Origin of the sequence: Psychrobacter sp. NG254, from assembly GCF_015277735.1 — a bacterium.
Lineage (GTDB): Bacteria > Pseudomonadota > Gammaproteobacteria > Pseudomonadales > Moraxellaceae > Psychrobacter.
Genome location: NZ_JADHDA010000005.1, coordinates 346,985 through 365,333, shown reverse-complemented (window position 1 = coordinate 365,333; position 18,349 = coordinate 346,985). Strand labels below are relative to the sequence as shown.

The following is an 18,349-nucleotide window of genomic DNA, read 5'->3' as shown; positions in this document are numbered from 1 at the left end:
TTTTTTTAGTATTAAAACACCACATAACAAAAAACTCATCCCGAAGGATGAGTTTTTTTAGAATCAAATGCTAGTTGTTACTAGAATAAGTATTCTAGGCCAGTACCAACTACCACTACATCAGCATCGCCTCTGGTACCCATGTATGGAACGTTGTCAGCACTGTTTACGCCAGCATAGGCATGAGCAATGATGTTGTCTTTATACATATATTTACCACCAACAACGATTTGATCTGAATCAGCGTTATCATCACCATCTAGATTGGTAGTATTGTTGTACTGTGCATAGACAGCAGCTGGATAAGTAAAGTTGTTTAGACCCATTTGAGCGCTAATTACTAGACCTTTCTCTTTTTCAGAGCCGTAATCATAATCGCCTACTTGATATAGCGCGCCTAGAGTAACAGGAGCTGCCATGTACTTACCTAGATCAACAGTCGCTGTACCACGGATGATATCACCATTGATGTTTTGATCTTTGTCGTATGCAACACCAGCAGTGAAGCCAGTACCTTGATCAAACAACATGGCTACACCGAAGCCTGCATTGTCATTGTTATTTGCATCATCAGAGCTATACATTGCAGACAGTTGTAATGGTAGACCGTTGTATTTTGGTGCAGTCCAAATGATTGAACTTGCAATACGGTTACTATCTGCCATATTTAGCGCTGCAACTACTTCGCCTTCATTTTTGTTTTGACCTAGGTTATCCCAGTAACCTTGGTTAACAACAACGTTGTCAATACGAGCTAGGCTTGATTGGTTTTTACCAACACGGAACTCACCGAACTGCTTGTTGTTAATACCAAGATACGTATCACGGTTACTGAAAGTAGCGTTATCACCATCAAGACTAGTGCCATACTCTAAACGATAAATAACATCAGTATTAGCAGTCATCGCCTCAGAACCTTTGAAGCCGATACGTGAAGCATGAGAGTTAATCTCTACTGTATCTTCATCATACATGTTACCAGTAGGGCCATCAAACTCAGCATTAACATAGTCAGCCGCTAAAAAAGCTTTACCATAAATAGTTGGTGCTGCTTGTGCTGCAGATACAGATAGGGCTGCGATTGCTGTAACTAAAAGTAGTTTTTTCATGGGGTATCTCCACTTTACAATTGTAGTAATGAGCAAGCTATTATTAGCTGGCGCCCATAATGGTATCGTCACAAATCCTCAAAGATATAATGTGTAACTGGCTACCGAGATTAGTCAGAAACAAGTGTGGCGAATATTTATTACAGTAAGATGAAAAACAATAATTTACATAACTGGGATTAATATCGTAACTGCCATGTAATCTGTCGTCTTTACCAATCCATTGCGTAACATCCGTTACCAAACTCATACTTCGAGTACAAGCATAACAACTTTGACATAATTTGCAACATGTTTTTTTGCTTTTTCGATACATCCATTATCGAATAACTAACATTCAATTATATTTGAGCAATCACTAAAAAAACTTCTATGGACTCAATAAGATACAGAAAACATTGATTAATATCGTTACTGACAATCTTAAATAGCAGTAACGAATATCCAGTAATTAACCAAAAAAGCGCTATTTATATAGAAATAAATAGCGCTCATAAAATATTGATGGTCTTATTTTTAACACATATGACAGTCACAAACGAGCAAGATAGGATAATATATCATCTTGCTCACTTGCTTAAGTCTGCCTAAAAGATGATACTCAATCTATCATTTTAAGCGTTTTTCTTTAGATCTAAGCGCGCTTGATGTAATAATGGCTCAGTGTAACCGCTAGGCTGTTCGCGACCTTTGAAGACCAAATCGCAGGCTGCTTTAAACGCATAAGAGTTGTCCAAGTCATTTGACATCGGTTGATACTCATCATCGCCTGCATTTTGCTCATCAACGACCTTTGCCATACGTTTCATCGTATCCATCACTTGCTGCTCGCTCACCACGCTGTGGTGCAACCAGTTGGCGATATGCTGGCTAGAGATGCGTAGCGTTGCACGATCCTCCATGAGACCGACGTCGTCGATATCAGGCACTTTAGAGCAACCAACACCTTGGTTCACCCAGCGCACGACATAACCTAAGATACCCTGTGCATTATTGTCAAGCTCTTGCTGTTTTTCCTCTTCCGTCCAGTTGGTATTTTTTGCCAATGGAATGGTCAAAATATCGTCCAAGCTTGCGCGCTTGCGTGATTTTAAATTGTCTTGAACGTCCGTCACATTCACTTGATGGTAGTGTATGCTATGCAGCGTTGCACCTGTTGGTGAAGGTACCCATGCGGTACTGGCACCAGACTTCGGGTGCGCCGCTTTGGTGTCCATCATCTCTTTCATCTCGTCAGGTTTTGCCCACATACCTTTGCCGATTTGGGCGCGGCCTTGTAGACCTGTCTCTAGACCGATATCGACGTTCCACTGCTCGTAAGCGGGCTGCCATGCTTGCGACTTCATCTCACCTTTTGGCACGAATGGGCCTGCATTCATACTGGTATGCATCTCATCACCCGTACGATCCAAGAAGCCAGTATTAATAAAGATAACGCGCTCTTTTGCTTGGCGAATCGCCTCTTTTAGGTTGACCGTCATGCGGCGCTCTTCGTCCATAATGCCGATTTTGAGTGCATTGCGTTCTAGACCAAGCAAGTCTTCTGAGGCATTAAACAAATCATTGGCCATTTTGACTTCTTCAGGGCCATGCATTTTTGGCTTCACGATATACATTGAGCCTTTACGTGAGTTTGATAGCTCGTTTTTACCTTTGAGATCATTAAGCGTCAATAGCGGCGTAATCAAACCATCCATTAGACCTTCAAATATTGGCTCTTGACCATTACCCAAATCCACCAAAATTGCTGGGTTTTGCATCAAGTGACCAACGTTACGAATGAGTAGTAACGAGCGGCCAGGTAAAATCAGCTTGCCGCCATCTGGCGTGGTGTATTCGCGGTCTGGATTTTGTTTACGAGTACGCGTTTTGCCACCTTTTTCAAAAGTTTCTTGTAGATCGCTGTTCATTAGGCCAAGCCAGTTACGATAAACTTCCACTTTTTCTTCTGCGTCTACGGCGGCGACTGAGTCTTCACAATCTTGAATCGCTGTCATGGCTGATTCAAGCAAGACGTCTTTGATATGGGCGGGATCGTCTTTGCCTACCGGATGGTCGCTATCGATTTGAATCTCAGCATGTAAGCCGTTATTCTTTAGTAGTACGCCAGTAGGATGCTCAGCGTCTCCAACGAAACCGACAAACTTAGCAGTTTCTTTTAGCTCGGTGCTGCCATCGCCTTGTACGATCTCAAGCTTGCCATCGACTACTTTGAAGCCAGTCACATCGTTGTATGACCCTGATGCTAGTGCAAAATGCTCATCCAAAAACGCTTTGGCATATGCCACAACCGCAGCACCGCGAGTCGGATTATAGCCACCTGTCGCCTCTTGACCATTGTCATTACTGATGACATCGGTGCCATATAAGGCATCGTATAAGCTACCCCAACGGGCATTGGTCGCGTTCAGTGCATAGCGAGCATTACGTACCGGTACAACCAACTGCGGTCCTGCAATCAGAGCCACCTCGTCATCTACGTTTTCGGTAGTGACCGTAAAGTCCTCGCCTTCTGGTAACAGATAGCCAATTTCTTGCAAAAATGCCTTATAAGCTGGGTAATCGATAGTGCCTTCTTTTGCAGGGTTATCCAAATGCCACTGATCAATTTGTGCTTGAATAGTGTCACGAGTCGCAAGCAGTGCTTTATTACGCGGCGTAAATTCTTTAATGACCTTCTCAAAACCTGACCAATATTTGTCTGAATCAAAACCGACCTTTGGTAGCACTTCATTTTCAATAAAGTCATATAACTGCTGGTCGATGGCAAGGATGCCTTTTTGAATGCGATTGGCGTTAGAAGACTGGCCCATGTTGTGATCCTTATCTATTCGTGAAGTGTCGTAGTGTTCAACTGCTACCATAGCGAGGTTATAATAGTAACGTATACACTATTTGACGGCTATTTTTATGGTATCTGTTCAATTTTATAGTGTCTAATCAGCATAGTAGCAATAACTTTAACAGCCTTTATATAAGGCATTTTTATACATCTTATATTTTGATAGCCTATTGGCAATTGATATACTCTCTACTATTTAATAATGCCTGCTCATAAGACGAATGCCCTAGAGCGTAAAATATTATCCTACTATCAAATAATAAAATAAACAAGGAATCGCCATTTATTAAGTAAATGTTGGGGTTGTATAATAATGATACTGTATAGCTCGTAAGCGCTAGGCGCTATAACCACCATTTGGCATATGATCGAGCAAACTTCACGCCCACTTGTTAGGCCGATACAGCCAACTAGAAACAAAAGCCATCTATTGAACACATAGGTCAACGACTCACACGCCTAAGCCCTATCAACTGCCTTTGTCATATGATTATATAAGTAATATAATCCTCCAAACGATGATAAAACCTTCATTCATAAACAAAGCCACTTTAAACTATGACTATAAATCAGCAAGATTCTTCACCTATGCAATCATCAATAGACACTATTCATTCTGACGATACGACAGAAGACAGCATCGATATCACGCATCTACGCACGCCTATCAAAGTCGATTTATCCCCTGTTTATAATTTCTTAGGTGATAGAACCACACAAGCATGGGTAGATGCTGCGATGGAAAATCTGCCGATGATTATTCAAGACCATGCCAACTGCGAAAAAAAGGCCGCTGGTACTGCCATGAACTTGATGTTTCGTTATGAGTTTTCTTATGATTTGCAACGCAAGTTGGCGCAGCTCGTACGTGAGGAGATGCTGCACTATGAGCAAGTGCTAGGTATCATGAATGAGCGCGGGCAAGACTGGGCATATCTAGGTGCTGGTCGCTACGCCAAAGGCATGCTAAAACACAAGCGTACTTATGAGCCTGCAGCGATGGTCGACGTATTGATTATTGGGGCATTTATTGAAGCACGTTCTTGCGAGCGGTTTGCTGCATTGGCCGAGGTTATCAATGATGATCGTCTGGCAAAATACTACCGCTATCTGCTCAAGTCAGAAAGCCGTCATTTCGAGGATTATCTCGCGCTGGCTCAATCATTGTCGGACGAGAATATTGATGAACGAGTTGCGTTCTTCAAAAACGTAGAGGCTGATTTGATAAGCAGTCCTGACACTGAGTTACGCTTTCATAGCGGCACACCTGCCTAAAGATAAAAGCTTTCTATATCTTATATATAACTACTTCTTATAACTATTTTATTGGGAAGTAGAGACAAAAAAATAGTAAAGACAGCAAAAAGGCACTGCGTTTGATAGGGGTTCTATACTCCTATCAAACGCAGTGCCTTTTTATTGATATCTATATATTACTGCTATCAATATATCTAAAATGTTACTTGTCATCTTCCATTAAAGTACTGTCATACTGCTTGTGGTCTTTTGCAATATTATGCGGATCGTGATCATCAGTGGCTGTTTCTGCCGCTGCTGGATTAACTTTTTGCAAGGCATCATCAGGTACGATGCCATGATTGTCGTTCGAATCTTTTAGTTTGTAATCAGTGCTGTCATCTTTGTCTTGTTGCGTATTCATTAGAATTCCTTGCAATCATAGTTGTGCGCTTAAACCGTACCCTTGTTGTCGTTAATATCGGTTATCACTAACAATCATTAATATTTCAAGATTGATTGAACATTAACGGTTTGCTTTACTGTACTTATTACTTTCTACCATTAAGAATTGTCTTAATCTTTTAAGTCGGTATTCAGTGTACGACTTTGTGCATTATCAACAGTAGCATAACGATTTAGATCATTAATTTCATTACTTTTAGGCGATACGTTGCCCACTGTCTCTTCATTGATATTATCATCAAAGCCATTACCTGGCTGGTCACGGCGGTCAGGCTGGCGAGCAGGATCATCATTCTTATTCACATGCTCTGAACCTACGATGCCAGCTTCAAGTGTCTCTGTGCCTTTATTGGTAGTGGTATATTTTTCTGCGCTTTCATTATCTGTATTTTCATACGGCTTCATAACAGTATCCTTATAATTTTTTTGTTAATTAATACTTGTTAGTTATTTTTTTGACTTAGATCGTAAGCGTTCAATTCACTGACATCTTTACCGCCAGCAGGGAGGTTCTCTTGTTTACGTGGATCGGCATAGACTTCATCAGTCTCTTGTGATTCCTGTTCGGGGCCATCTATTTCCGGCTCATGCTTACGCCCCGCGTAGCTGCCTTCCGGATTTTCTGTCACGGCAACTGCTGGATCGTCCACCACCACTTTTTCTTCAGTGTCTGTCTGTTCATTAATAGTCATAGCGTCTCCTTCGCATTATTATTAGTTGTGCGCGTTTGGTTAGGTATGTTAACTCTACGTTTTTGTTATGTCGTTAGAGTGCTTACTTATCCGTGCGCAGCTCATCGTTAATAAAAGAGGTCTGCTCAGCATCACTGAGCTGCTCAGGGGCATCAACGTCTTTATTCTCTTTCAGATTTTTTTCGACTTCTTGACTGTTTACTTGTTCAGCGGCTTTCTTGATATCTGACGTGTCGTTATTAGTCGTACTCATAATGCATTTCCTAGTTTTATAATTGGTTTTGTCAGTCTTGCTGCATTAGCTCATTCATATTGACCAACGCTAGCAGTGACATCAATTATAAGTAGGATATTGCGTCATGTACCAGTGTGCTGCCGTATCAATGTGTGAATATATGTGAGGTTACAAGACAGTTTGTAACTTTTGCAATTTGTTAGCACAAAAAAACCAAGCACCAGTATTTACCAGTGCTTGGTTAGATAGTCAGTTAAATGGTCAATCATTCGCTAAAAACACTGATGCAGGTTAGCTAGACTCTTCAACACGATTAATCGTTTTTAATAAATACTCTTGGGCGACATGTGGCTCCTCGCCTACTGCTGGCTCTAACTGCTGCCAAACGCCCGTACCATCGAGTGCCCATGCTTGTGTATTATCTTTCAGGTAATTGAGCAACCCATCTTGGTAAATCTGTTTAAACAGTTTTTTGTTTTCAATTGGGAAAGCCACCTCTACTCGGTGGAATAAGTTACGATCCATCCAGTCGGCACTACCACAATACAGACGCTCATCGCCACCATTGTAGAAATAATAGATGCGCGTATGCTCTAAGAAGCGCCCGATGACAGAACGTACCGTGATGTTTTCAGACAGACCCTTTACTTGCGGACGTAAGCAACACATAGAGCGTAGTATCAGCTCAATGGTGACGCCTGCTTGTGAGGCATCATATAACTTATCAATCAGGCGACGCTCAGTGAGTGCGTTGGCTTTAATAATAATATGAGCGCGCTTGCCTGCCTTGGCATGAGCGATTTCATCATCAATAAAGCTCATCAGTTTTTCGTGCAGTGTAAACGGCGCATGTAGCAGTTTTTTGAGGTTGGCAGGCTTACCCATGCCCGTCAGCTCTTGGAAAATCTTATGAACGTCTTCTGAGATATCAGGATCTGCGCTAAACAAACCATAATCGGTATAGACCTTGGCATTGGCCGCATGATAGTTACCTGTACCCAGATGCACGTAACGATGGATTCGGTCATCCTCGCGGCGCACAATCAGCATTAGCTTGGCATGGGTCTTATAACCTACGATACCATAAACCACGACCGCACCAGCCTCTTGTAAATAGTTGGCAACAGCAATATTGGACGCCTCATCGAAACGCGCACGCAGCTCGATAACCGCCGTGACTTCTTTGCCATTACGGGCAGCAGCAGCCAGTGCCTTGACGATTTCTGAATTGGTACCTGACCGATATAACGTCTGTTTGATTGCCAAGACTTTCGGATCACTAGCAGCCTGCCACAGCAAATTAATAATGGGCGCGAACGAATGAAAAGGATGATGAACCAGCACGTCGCTCTTACGCATAGCAGCAAACATACTGGTCGACTTGTCTGATTTGTCCATTTCTCGGCGAAATGCTTTTGGCAAGATGTGGGTAAATGGCTGATAGCGCAGCTTAGGAATATTAAAGTCAAACAACAAGCGCGTCAGATTGACAGGACCATTGACACGGTACAACTGATTGGCATGCAGCTCAAACTCATTGAGTAGATAGTCACTGATGTGCGCAGGGCAATTGGTGGTGACTTCTAGACGCACTTTGTCACCGAAACGGCGGTTTTCAAGCTCGCCCTCTAGTGCCTTGGCAATGTCCTCAACATCATCTGCCAAATCCAGATCGGCATTACGCGTTAGCCTAAATTGGTGACAACCCGTCACACTCATGCCAGGAAACAACTCACCGATATGCTCATGAATGATCGCAGATAGCATGACATGATGCTCTTTGCCACCCGTGAGCTCATCTGGCAGGCGAATCACGCGCGGCAGACTACGAGGCGCAGGGACAATCGCCAAATTAATATCACGTCCAAAGGCATCTTTGCCCTCTAATGTGGCGATGAAGTTTAGGCTCTTATTGACCAGTCTAGGAAACGGATGCGCCGGATCGATACTGATCGGTGTCAATACTGGCAATACTTGCTCGGTAAAATAACGCTTCATCCATGCCGACTGCTTAGCATTAAGCTCTTCGCGTTTTAGGTAGCGAATATCTTCGAGTGCAAGGGCCGGCAAGATATCTTCATTCAAAATACGATACTGCTCACTGATCGCCTCATGAGTGATGGCCGATATCTCGTTCAACACTTCGCTAGGACGCATACCATGGGCACTGGTGGAGACATCAGCGATATTGAGCTTTTGCATGATACCTGCAACACGAATCTCAAAAAACTCATCGAGGTTGGATGAAAAAATAATCAGGAAAAACAAACGCTCTAACAGTGGATGGCGAGGACTGGCTGCTTGTGCTAAGACACGAAGGTGAAACTGCAATAAAGACAAATCGCGATTGATATAGCTATTAGCCGAGTAATTGCCATCTTCTGAGCGTTGCCAGTCGATTTCGGCCAGATTAACCTGATGACTGTCGATTGGAATGTCGATTGGGCTGTCTGTATTACTGTCATCATCTATAAAGATGTTAACCCTGTCATCAACACTATTCATATCAATCATCTTGTTAGTATTGTCATTATTATTCTGATTGTTAGTCATCTCTACCACCTCACTACTCCTTTTGCGTTATCGATACACCATCATCTTATATTTCATCATCTGTCTAAACGGGTATGGCACCACACAAACGCCCTAAGACGCTTGCGGCAATACCGCGTTTTTCATGCGTTTTTTGATAATGCGCTGCTTGTTACGTAGGGCTTTGTCGCCTTGATTGTCTTGGTAATACTTGGGATTGGTCAGCATCGCAATCAGTAGTGCTGACTCATCTCGATTCAGATTGGCCGCAGACTTATCAAAATAGTGGTGCGCCGCTGCATCGATCCCATAGATACCATTACCAAACTCGGCCACATTGAGATAAGCGGTCATGATGCGCTGCTTGTCCCACAGCGTCTCAATCATCACGGTAATCACCGCCTCTTCCGCTTTACGCACATAAGAGCGATGCGAGGTCAAAAACAAGTTTTTTGCCAATTGCTGGGTAATCGTTGAGCCACCAGCAGACTTTTTTCCCGATTCCTCATTTTTCTTTTGTGCCGCCTGAATACCTTTAAAATCAAAGCCATTATGCTGACTAAACGTCGAATCCTCACTCACAATCGCTGCTTGCTTGGCAGACTTGGCGATAGCATCGTACTCAGCCCACGTCTGCGTGACCGTGCCACCTGTGAGGCGATGGGTCAACATAAACATGCTGTTATTAATCGGCTGAGTCTTCCAAATCAATAGCAGTCCAACGACCAATACATGGAAGGCGACGACCAACAACATAAGTGCCAATAACAGTCGTTTGATGAATGTGCCAAAACTTGTCATGCGCGATATCCGATTGGTTAAAAGGTAATAAGGTAAAATAGGTGACCTGTTGGCAAGTGTGAATCCGTGACCCTAAGCCCGTCATCAGTAATCACCAACAGCAGGTCATCTTACCTAATCTCACAATCGCTGTCATTATTTACCCCACTTCTTTATGATGTAATAAGCCCAGAATGCGTTAAAGTACGTTGAGAGCAAGATCTGCGATCAGTGGTGAATCAATACCTATTGACACCAAGCGCGTTGCGACGGATATTAAGTAGATATCGGAATAAGAGAATGTTGAGATGAGAGAATAGTCATGCACGATGATAATAATATAGATGCACTACGGGCACAGATTATTGCAACCAATGCCAGCCTTGGCACTGCTGAAAACCGCCATCAATGGTGGCTACTGGGCACGTCAGGCTGTCATTTATGTGATATCGCTGAGCAAATAATCACCCAGTTTCAGGCGGTACAACCGATTAGCTATCAAAAAGTCGATATTGCAGACTTTGATGAGATGCTTATGATGGCGTTCGCCACGACCATTCCTGTAATTTTGACACCCTCTAAGCGCTTAAACTATCCGTTTTCGGTGATGGATTTGCAGCAGCTGCTCACTCAATAATATCAACCTTATAGTCAATCAATGTTAAAAATGGTACAAGGCAGACGAGCGCAAGTACGACAGTCGTAGGCTAAGCGGGTCTAACGCCCTAACACTTTAAGAGTGGTTCGACTATATAATAAAGATGCCCTATTACAATGACTAGGTGGTGACAAATCATGGAAGCATTAAAACCTGTCTTAAAAAAAATCACAGAAATTGAAGACCTGCGCCGTGTCGCTGAACGTAAAGTGCCGCGTATGTTTTATGACTATGTCGATTCAGGCTCATGGACTGAGACCACGTATCGCAGTAACGAAACCGACTTTGACCGTATCAAGCTGCGACAGCGGGTATTGGTCGATATGGACAATCGCAGTCTGGCGACACAAATGATTGGTGAATCTGTCAAGATGCCAGTCGCCATTGCCCCCACTGGATTTACTGGCATGATGTGGGCAGATGGCGAGATTCATGCGGCGCGCGCGGCTGAAAAATTTGGCGTGCCTTTCTCACTCTCGACCATGAGTATCTGCTCTATCGAAGATGTCGCCACCCATACTAGTGCGCCGTTTTGGTTTCAGCTGTATGTGATGCGCGATCAAGACTATATGACCAATCTGATTCAACGGGCAAAAGACGCCAATTGCTCGGCACTGATATTAACTGCCGACTTGCAAGTCATGGGTCAACGCCATAAGGACATCAAAAATGGCTTATCTGCACCGCCTAAGCCGACTCTGACCAATATCATCAACCTAATGACCAAGCCACAATGGTGCATGAACATGCTCGGCACCAAACGCCGTAGCTTTGGTAATATCGTCGGTCATGCCAAAGGCGTTAAAGATTTGTCCTCATTGAGCTCATGGACAGAGGAGCAATTTGATCCGCGATTGAGCTGGGATGATGTCGCACGTATCAAAGACATGTGGGGCGGTAAGCTCATTGTCAAAGGTATTATGGATCCTGAAGATGCCATCATGGCTGCCCGTAGCGGTGCCGATGCCTTGGTGGTCTCTAATCATGGCGGTCGTCAATTAGATGGCGCACCCTCCTCAATCTCTGCGCTGTCGGACATTGTACAAGCCGTGCATGCTGAGGATAGCGATATCGAGGTATGGTTAGACAGTGGCATTCGCTCTGGTCAAGATGTGCTAAAAGCCATGGCATTAGGTGCAAAAGGTACGATGATTGGTCGTGCTTTTCTTTACGGTCTGGGTGCTTATGGTGAAGATGGAGTACGCCGTGCGCTTGAGATCCTCTATAAAGAGTGTGATCTGTCTATGGCGTTCTGTGGTCATACCGATATAAATAAGGTCAAAGAGGACATCTTGATAAAAGGCACTTATGAGAACCTCAACGTGGCTCATCGTTAAGACTGTCGTTAAGACAAGCTATCAAGAACACTACTCCTTAATTCATAATGTCATGCAGATGTATGACATTATTCGACCATACCCTTTATACTGTATTGATAACATTCTAATGATATCTCGCCTTTATGACCATTCAACAATTATTAAAAACAGCCCCTGTCACTACCCTGCTATTAGCCAGTTTTATTGGGCTATTTATCATGCAGGTACTGACAGGCGTCGATGCCAATAATCCCTCAACGGAGTCGCTGCTAAACTGGGGCGCAAATGCACTGCCTTACACCATGCAGGAACAGCCATGGCGATTGGTCAGCAGTGCGTTTTTGCACATTGGACTGATGCACTTATTGTTTAATGGCTTTGCGATGTATTTTTTTGGGCAGATTGCCGAGCCGATGTTTGGCTCAGCCAAGTTCTTAGCGTTGTTTTTACTGGCGGCAATCGGTGGTAACTTACTCAACAGCTATATTACGTGGCAGGATATCATCGCAGGTACCGGACAGCCTGGACTATCAGCTGGCGCGTCAGGCGGCATCATGGGTATCGGCGCAGCATTATTAATCGCGGCACTATTCAAGATATCGGTCAATGGCATGGTGCTGAATTTCAAAAGCCTGATATTCATCATGGGTATCAACCTTGTCTATGGCTTTGCCGTACCGGGTATAGATAACGCGGGTCATATCGGCGGTGCAATCACTGGGCTCGTGATTGCCTTGGCTTTTGCGATTGGTTACCGTCAGCGGTTGGCAGTCGCTCTACAAAACGCCGCTATTCAACAGCAGCGCCATATCAACCCTTATCAAACTAGCTATCAGTATCATACTCAAGACAACACATCCTATAATAGTCAATATAATGACCAACTTGATAATCAAGGTCATTATGATGCCGAACCTAATGACCAGTCGCCTCACCTTGATGCCAATTCAATCGATGAAAAGGTTGCGTATGATGACTATGATGTGAATACCTCAGATATGCATCATACGGCTATTGAACCCAAAGCACTGAAAAAAGCATCCTTTATTTGGCAGCTATTACCGTGGATGGCGATGCTACTCATTAGCATTGGCTTTGTCTGGTGGTGGCAAGATATTCATCAGCAAATCCTACAAGTACTAAAAGCCATTGAGTAAATGCTCATACTTATCTATCATTGCTATATAGCTCCCAAAAACCGCATACTGATTCGTTTTATTGCTTCCCATTTTGAACACGTTTTTCCCAATCGCATCACTCAGTTATCTATACTCACTCACGAGACCCAATTATGTTAAATCTTGCCGCGCTCCCTAACACCACTACACGTACTATGTTTAGTGCGTTAACCGCTACTGCTCTATTTAGTGTCGCTAGCTTGTCTAACGCCGCACTTTTTAATGAAAACTTACCGACTGACAAGGACGCTGAGTTCAGCGTTGGGGTCAATGTCATGGCAGTCAACTCAGCCTACGATCTCGAAGACAACACTGAAGTGCGGGTGCTACCAGGTGCATTTTATGACAACAATAGAGTTTATTTGCGCGGTGCTCAAGCCGGTGTCTATGCAATCAATGATGGCGTCAATCAGTTGTCTGCCTATGCCAAGCTTGCTGGTAGCGAGTTCGATCCTGATGATGCCAATGGTGCGCTTCAAGGGCTTGATGAGCGTAAGGCATCAGCAGAGGCAGGTCTGAGCTATCAACGCCGCACCCCTATTGGTGGCTTTCGCGCTCAGATAGGTACAGACGTGCTCGATCGTAGCGGTGGCAATACAGCTCGCTTGACGTATCTTGCTAGAATCACCAGAAACAAGCTCACCGTCTATCCAAGCATTGGTTTTGAGTATCATGATGCTGACTACAACGAATACTATTATGGCGTCAGTGAAGAAGAGTCCGCAGAGACAGGTGTTGCCACTTATAAATCCAACTCAAGCTTGAACCCTTATGTGAATATCAGTGCCAACTATGATTTCAATAAGCGCTGGGCAGGGTTTGCCAACCAAAGCCTAAGCTATGTACCAAATGAGCAATACGATAGCCCAATGGTCGACTCACGTACTGAGTCAACGACGACGCTTGGTTTGCTTTATAAGTTTTAAGTGAGATTAGATTTTTGATAAGAAAAAGACCTTGGCACATAATGTGGCAAGGTCTTTTTTATTGAATAATTTTATATGTAGAGTGTGCTTAGCGCACCGATAAAATTAGTAGTTTTGAGATTATTGCGTTGGATGAACTCTAATATTTTTCTATGTGTATATTTCAGCGTAATTTTTAAGCTCTTTCAAAACCTTTTCCCTAACTATATCTAGCTTATCTATCTTTTCATCTATTTCAGTAATTTTGCTAGTTAATATAGCATCGTTTACTTCGTGTGCCATTAACACGAATTCTGATATCACATCATCTAGACCATGAAAGTAAGTACATATTAAGGTTTGAACTTTAACACCCATCTGGTGATAATTGTTACTAAGAAAATTTTGGCGGCTACCATCATAAGTATTAAGTTTATCTATAATTAAGTTATTAATTTCATATACAGTACTGACAAGTTCTTCATACTTCTCCCTTAAAAACTGCTTTCTTTCATTTTGCTTTTCAATTTCCAGCCTTACTAACTCATGTCGACGCTGTCGTTCGTTTATGAAAAAATTTGACAACAGTGTCAAAGCGGTACCGACTAAAACACCGAACAGACCTATCCATGCATCCATACTTAATCCTCAATAAATTAATTTAATTATGATTAGTATATCTTGTAAAAAATTTCTTCATTACCGTATACACATAGGCAAGATACTCATTAACCTATCTATACTCATAAAACCTGCATGGGATAAATTTCTGAAAACATATATTTTTGGTTAATAAATATTAATATGTTAGTCAAGAATATCATCTCAGTTGCTTGATGTATCCTATTAAAAAAAACACATATAAAACAGAACTGTTCATACGTCTATAACCAAAAAAAAGACCTCACCACTTGGCAAGGTCTTTTTCTGTGCTAAGAAGTATTTAATAACTCACTTAGGATTTACCATATCAGCAGGAACGCCCCACTCATCAAACTGCGCTTCAGTTAATAGCTTGCAATAGGTTAAACGCGATAACTGGATTATAGACGTTTAGCTCTAAAAATCAAGCATACTCAATAAGCTCAATCGAATCTAAGCATTACTTTTTAAATACGCTAACATAGTGTCTGCATCTGATACTTCAAATGGGTCTATTGGACAGTTGTCGCCAAAATCAGCTTCCTTAAACACTTTTGTAACTTCTTTATTGTCAACAACCATCGAATAACGCCATGAGCGCATACCAAAGCCAACATTACTCTTATCAACCAGCATGCCCATTTTACGAGTGAACTCACCATTACCATCAGGAAGTAAGAAAACGTTTTCACGGTTTTGCTTTAGACCCCATTGGTACATGACGAACGCATCATTGACAGAAATACAAACTATTTCATCTATACCTAATGCCTTAAACTCATTATAAAGCGCTTCATAACGAGGGAGATGGCTGGTCGAACAAGTTGGCGTAAAGGCACCTGGTAGAGAAAACACGACCACTTTCTTATTAGCAAATAACTCATCTGTGGTTAAATCATACCATGTGAACGGGTTGTCTCCTCCAATAGAATCATCACGAACACGAGTTTTAAAAGTCATATCAGGTACATGGGTAATCATTGTTTACTCCGAGTTAGGTTATTGTTTTTTTTATTTCTAAATTCTCAGTGGAACAAATATGATGATGCTACTAGCAATACAAATTGTACTTGTCGTACATTAAGCAAGTCTGACACCTTAGCACATCATCATTTGGTCTACTGCTTACTTAGGATTCACCATATCAGCAGGAATTACCCACTCATCAAACTGCGCTTCAGTTAGCAGCTCTAGCTCAACCGCCACTTGCTTCAATGTTTTGTTTTCTTTATAAGCAGTTTTAGCGATTTTCGCAGCATTCTCATAACCAACATGACGGTTCAATGCAGTCACTAGCATCAATGAGTTGTGCAAGAAGTCATCAATTTTATCTTTTACTGGCTCAATACCAACGGCACAGTTTTCATTGAAGCTGTTGCAGCCATCACCCAATAGTTTGATAGATTGCAATAAGTTAAACGCGATAACTGGCTTATACACGTTTAGCTCAAAGTTACCTGATGCGCCAGCCATGCTGATCGTCACATCGTTACCCATGACTTGAGCGACAACCATCGTCAATGCTTCTGACTGAGTTGGGTTTACTTTACCCGGCATGATAGAAGAGCCTGGCTCATTTTCAGGAATCGTCAATTCGCCTAGACCACAACGAGGACCTGATGCCAACCAACGTACATCGTTAGCGATTTTGTTTAAGCTGGCTGCTAGGGTCTTTAGTGCGCCTGATGCAAATACTTCTGCATCACGAGCGGCTAGCGCTTCAAACTTGTTTGGTGAGGTTACGAATGGCAAGCCAGTCAAAGTCGCTAATTGCTCAGCAGCGGTTACTGCATAATCAGGATGCGCGTTTAGACCCGTACCAACCGCAGTACCACCTAATGGCAGTTCATATAGACCTTGTAACGCATTATCAATACGTACCAATGAGTGATCAAGTTGGCTAACATAGCCGCTGAACTCTTGACCTAACGTTAATGGAGTAGCATCTTGTAAATGCGTACGACCGATTTTTACGATGCTATCGAATTCTTTAGCTTTAGCCGCTAATGTGTCGCGTAGTGCTTTTACTGCAGGGATCAATAAGCTATTGATTTGACGAGCAGCAGCCACACGAATCGCTGTTGGGAAACTGTCGTTGGTAGACTGTGCATGGTTTACATGGTCATTTGGGTGAATGGGCGTGTAGCTACCGCGCTCAGAACCAGCGATTTCGTTGGCACGGTTGGCCAATACTTCGTTCATGTTCATGTTTGACTGCGTACCAGAACCCGTCTGCCATACAACCAATGGGAACTGATCCGTTAGACCACCGTTGATGATTTCGTCAGCGGCTTGCACGATTAAATCGCGCTTGTCAGCGTCGATACGCTCTAGGCTTGCATTAGTAATCGCAGCAGCTTTTTTGACCAGTGCCATTGCTTCAATCATCGGACGTGGCAAAGTCTCGCCACCGATTTTGAAGTTCTCACGGCTACGCTGGGTTTGTGCACCCCAATAAGCGTCAGCTGGGACTTCCACGTTGCCCATGGTGTCTTTTTCGGTACGAGTTGCCTGATTCTGTGTCGACATAACTACCCTCTTTACTGGTTTGTTGTTAAATAACTGAACGATAAAAAGTGCAACAGCTGCTGCACATAAAGGAGAATACGATGTAAAGTGGCGTTATGATAGCATGACTACGACCCGTTGAATATTGACAAATAGCCATTGCTAACGTCTAAAAGCAGCTGTCATCATCAAACTCACAAACTAGTGGATAGTATAAATATGCATCCTGAACCAAAAAACGCAGCATCAGAGGAATCAGCCGTTAGTAACCCGCCCAGACGACACTTTACCCGCCAGCGCCGCCAGTTAAGCAACGGCGCACGCAGAGAATTTGCTCAGTCTGCAAGTTCACATCTATCTAAGCTACAGCAGCGTTTGCCAAAGCGTGCGCGTATTGGCCTATATTACGATGGCTTTGGTGAGCTACCCACTCAGCCAATATTAGACTGGTGCGGGCGCTTAGGCTATTTACCTTATTTACCAGTCGTCGGCTCACTTGGGCGTACCAGTAATGGCAGTGATGATAAACGATTGCGTTTTGTGCCTGTTTATCACTCAAAACTACTCAATATACCGACACGTATCCATCGGTTAGGTATGAAGCAAAACCATCATCGTCGACTACTTTGGGCGCGAGAATTGGATGTTATTATCTGTCCGCTAGTGGCGGTCGACCTAAACGGCAATCGTATGGGCATGGGTGGCGGGTTTTATGATACAACGCTTGGCAAAAGCTATCGGTCGGGCGCTAAAAAGCCATTAAAAATTGGCTGGTGTTATGACTTTCAAGTGGCTGAACAATTAGCCCGTCAACCGTGGGATGTGCCATTAGATGGCTTAATTACGCCAAGCGGCATAAGGTGGTTTTAATGAAAGATGATAAACAGTTTGAAAAAGACTCTAGCGCTGCTGATTCCAGTGCAGACAGTGTGGATGAATATTTGCAGACATTAGGCAATGAGGACGCTAGAGAGCTACGTTACTACAGTCAAGAGCAGCCCTTTAGCGCTGATGAGATGACACGGCTAGTCAATGAAGAGCGTCTAAATAAACTGCTGGCGCAAAGTGATGAGTTTTTGAGTAGTTTGAGTGGTGAGATAAGAGATTTTGATGAAGATTGTTAGAAAACACATCGATTAAGCGATGAGTAGAGATAAAAAAAGGCGAGCATAGTGACTGTTTATATTAGTTACTATTTACGATAGTTGCTATGCCCACCTTTTATATCAAACCCAACAATTCAAGTCA

Annotated in this window: 18 protein-coding genes; 7 read left to right on the top strand and 11 right to left on the bottom strand. The window is 43.0% G+C overall.

The genetic code is table 11. The annotated features are described in order from the left end of the window. Positions 1-80: 80 nt before the first annotated feature. Positions 81-1,109 (bottom strand): porin, encoded by a 1,029-nt coding sequence (locus tag IP510_RS10945; protein WP_194364870.1) that lies wholly within the window; start codon positions 1,107-1,109, stop codon positions 81-83. 614 nt (positions 1,110-1,723) lie between these two features. Beyond that, positions 1,724-3,922, bottom strand: coding sequence for a malate synthase G (locus tag IP510_RS10940; RefSeq protein ID WP_194364869.1), 2,199 nt, complete (start codon positions 3,920-3,922; stop codon positions 1,724-1,726). 617 nt (positions 3,923-4,539) lie between these two features. On the opposite strand from IP510_RS10940, the gene IP510_RS10935 reads away from it, so the two are divergent. Beyond that, a complete protein-coding gene (locus IP510_RS10935; protein WP_194364868.1) occupies positions 4,540-5,226 on the top strand; it encodes a tRNA-(ms[2]io[6]A)-hydroxylase in 687 nt (228 codons plus the stop codon). A 184-nt stretch (positions 5,227-5,410) separates the two neighbouring features. Here IP510_RS10935 and IP510_RS10930 read toward each other — a convergent pair whose 3' ends face one another. From IP510_RS10930 to mtgA, 6 genes are all read right to left on the bottom strand, one after another. Beyond that, positions 5,411-5,611, bottom strand: a complete 201-nt coding sequence (locus IP510_RS10930; protein WP_194364867.1) for a hypothetical protein — start codon at positions 5,609-5,611, stop codon at positions 5,411-5,413. 152 nt (positions 5,612-5,763) lie between these two features. Next, a complete protein-coding gene (locus IP510_RS10925) occupies positions 5,764-6,057 on the bottom strand; it encodes a hypothetical protein (RefSeq protein WP_194364866.1) in 294 nt (97 codons plus the stop codon). A 38-nt stretch (positions 6,058-6,095) separates the two neighbouring features. Further along, positions 6,096-6,344 carry a hypothetical protein gene (locus IP510_RS10920; protein WP_194364865.1) on the bottom strand — a complete coding sequence of 83 codons (249 nt, stop codon included), beginning with the start codon at positions 6,342-6,344 and terminating at the stop codon, positions 6,096-6,098. Positions 6,345-6,426: 82 nt separating this feature from the next. Next, positions 6,427-6,597 (bottom strand): hypothetical protein, encoded by a 171-nt coding sequence (locus tag IP510_RS10915; RefSeq protein WP_194364864.1) that lies wholly within the window; start codon positions 6,595-6,597, stop codon positions 6,427-6,429. 273 nt (positions 6,598-6,870) lie between these two features. Continuing rightward, positions 6,871-9,132, bottom strand: coding sequence for a polyphosphate kinase 1 (gene ppk1, locus IP510_RS10910; protein WP_227669673.1), 2,262 nt, complete (start codon positions 9,130-9,132; stop codon positions 6,871-6,873). Positions 9,133-9,225: 93 nt separating this feature from the next. Then, positions 9,226-9,912, bottom strand: a complete 687-nt coding sequence (gene mtgA / locus IP510_RS10905; RefSeq protein ID WP_194364862.1) for a monofunctional biosynthetic peptidoglycan transglycosylase — start codon at positions 9,910-9,912, stop codon at positions 9,226-9,228. A gap of 301 nt (positions 9,913-10,213) precedes the next feature. Between mtgA and IP510_RS10900 the strand changes: the two genes are divergently transcribed. The 4 genes from IP510_RS10900 to IP510_RS10885 all read left to right on the top strand — a co-directional run bounded on the left by IP510_RS10900 (position 10,214) and on the right by IP510_RS10885 (position 13,972). Beyond that, positions 10,214-10,528, top strand: a complete 315-nt coding sequence (locus IP510_RS10900) for a glutaredoxin family protein (RefSeq protein ID WP_194364861.1) — start codon at positions 10,214-10,216, stop codon at positions 10,526-10,528. Positions 10,529-10,686: 158 nt separating this feature from the next. Beyond that, complete coding sequence (locus tag IP510_RS10895) at positions 10,687-11,886, top strand: alpha-hydroxy acid oxidase (protein WP_194364860.1); 1,200 nt, start codon at positions 10,687-10,689, stop codon at positions 11,884-11,886. A gap of 125 nt (positions 11,887-12,011) precedes the next feature. After that, a complete protein-coding gene (locus IP510_RS10890; RefSeq protein WP_194364859.1) occupies positions 12,012-13,025 on the top strand; it encodes a rhomboid family intramembrane serine protease in 1,014 nt (337 codons plus the stop codon). A gap of 134 nt (positions 13,026-13,159) precedes the next feature. After that, complete coding sequence (locus IP510_RS10885; protein WP_194364858.1) at positions 13,160-13,972, top strand: MipA/OmpV family protein; 813 nt, start codon at positions 13,160-13,162, stop codon at positions 13,970-13,972. Positions 13,973-14,122: 150 nt separating this feature from the next. Here the strand turns inward: IP510_RS10885 and IP510_RS10880 are convergent, their stop codons facing one another. The 3 genes from IP510_RS10880 to fumC all read right to left on the bottom strand — a co-directional run bounded on the left by IP510_RS10880 (position 14,123) and on the right by fumC (position 17,122). Then, on the bottom strand, positions 14,123-14,590 hold the full coding sequence (locus IP510_RS10880; protein WP_194364857.1) for a hypothetical protein: 468 nt from the start codon (positions 14,588-14,590) through the stop codon (positions 14,123-14,125). A 456-nt stretch (positions 14,591-15,046) separates the two neighbouring features. Next, entirely contained in the window at positions 15,047-15,574 is a 528-nt protein-coding gene (locus IP510_RS10875; RefSeq protein WP_149409229.1) for a peroxiredoxin, read from the bottom strand. Between the two features lie 144 nt (positions 15,575-15,718). Next, complete coding sequence (gene fumC, locus IP510_RS10870; RefSeq protein WP_010196317.1) at positions 15,719-17,122, bottom strand: class II fumarate hydratase; 1,404 nt, start codon at positions 17,120-17,122, stop codon at positions 15,719-15,721. Between the two features lie 198 nt (positions 17,123-17,320). Here fumC and IP510_RS10865 point away from each other — a divergent pair, with 198 nt between their 5' ends. Both IP510_RS10865 and IP510_RS10860 read left to right on the top strand, forming a co-directional pair. Beyond that, entirely contained in the window at positions 17,321-17,971 is a 651-nt protein-coding gene (locus IP510_RS10865; RefSeq protein ID WP_194364856.1) for a 5-formyltetrahydrofolate cyclo-ligase, read from the top strand. Beyond that, entirely contained in the window at positions 17,971-18,225 is a 255-nt protein-coding gene (locus IP510_RS10860) for a hypothetical protein (protein WP_194364855.1), read from the top strand. Before IP510_RS10865 ends, IP510_RS10860 begins: the two co-directional genes overlap by 1 nt. Positions 18,226-18,349 lie beyond the last annotated feature (124 nt).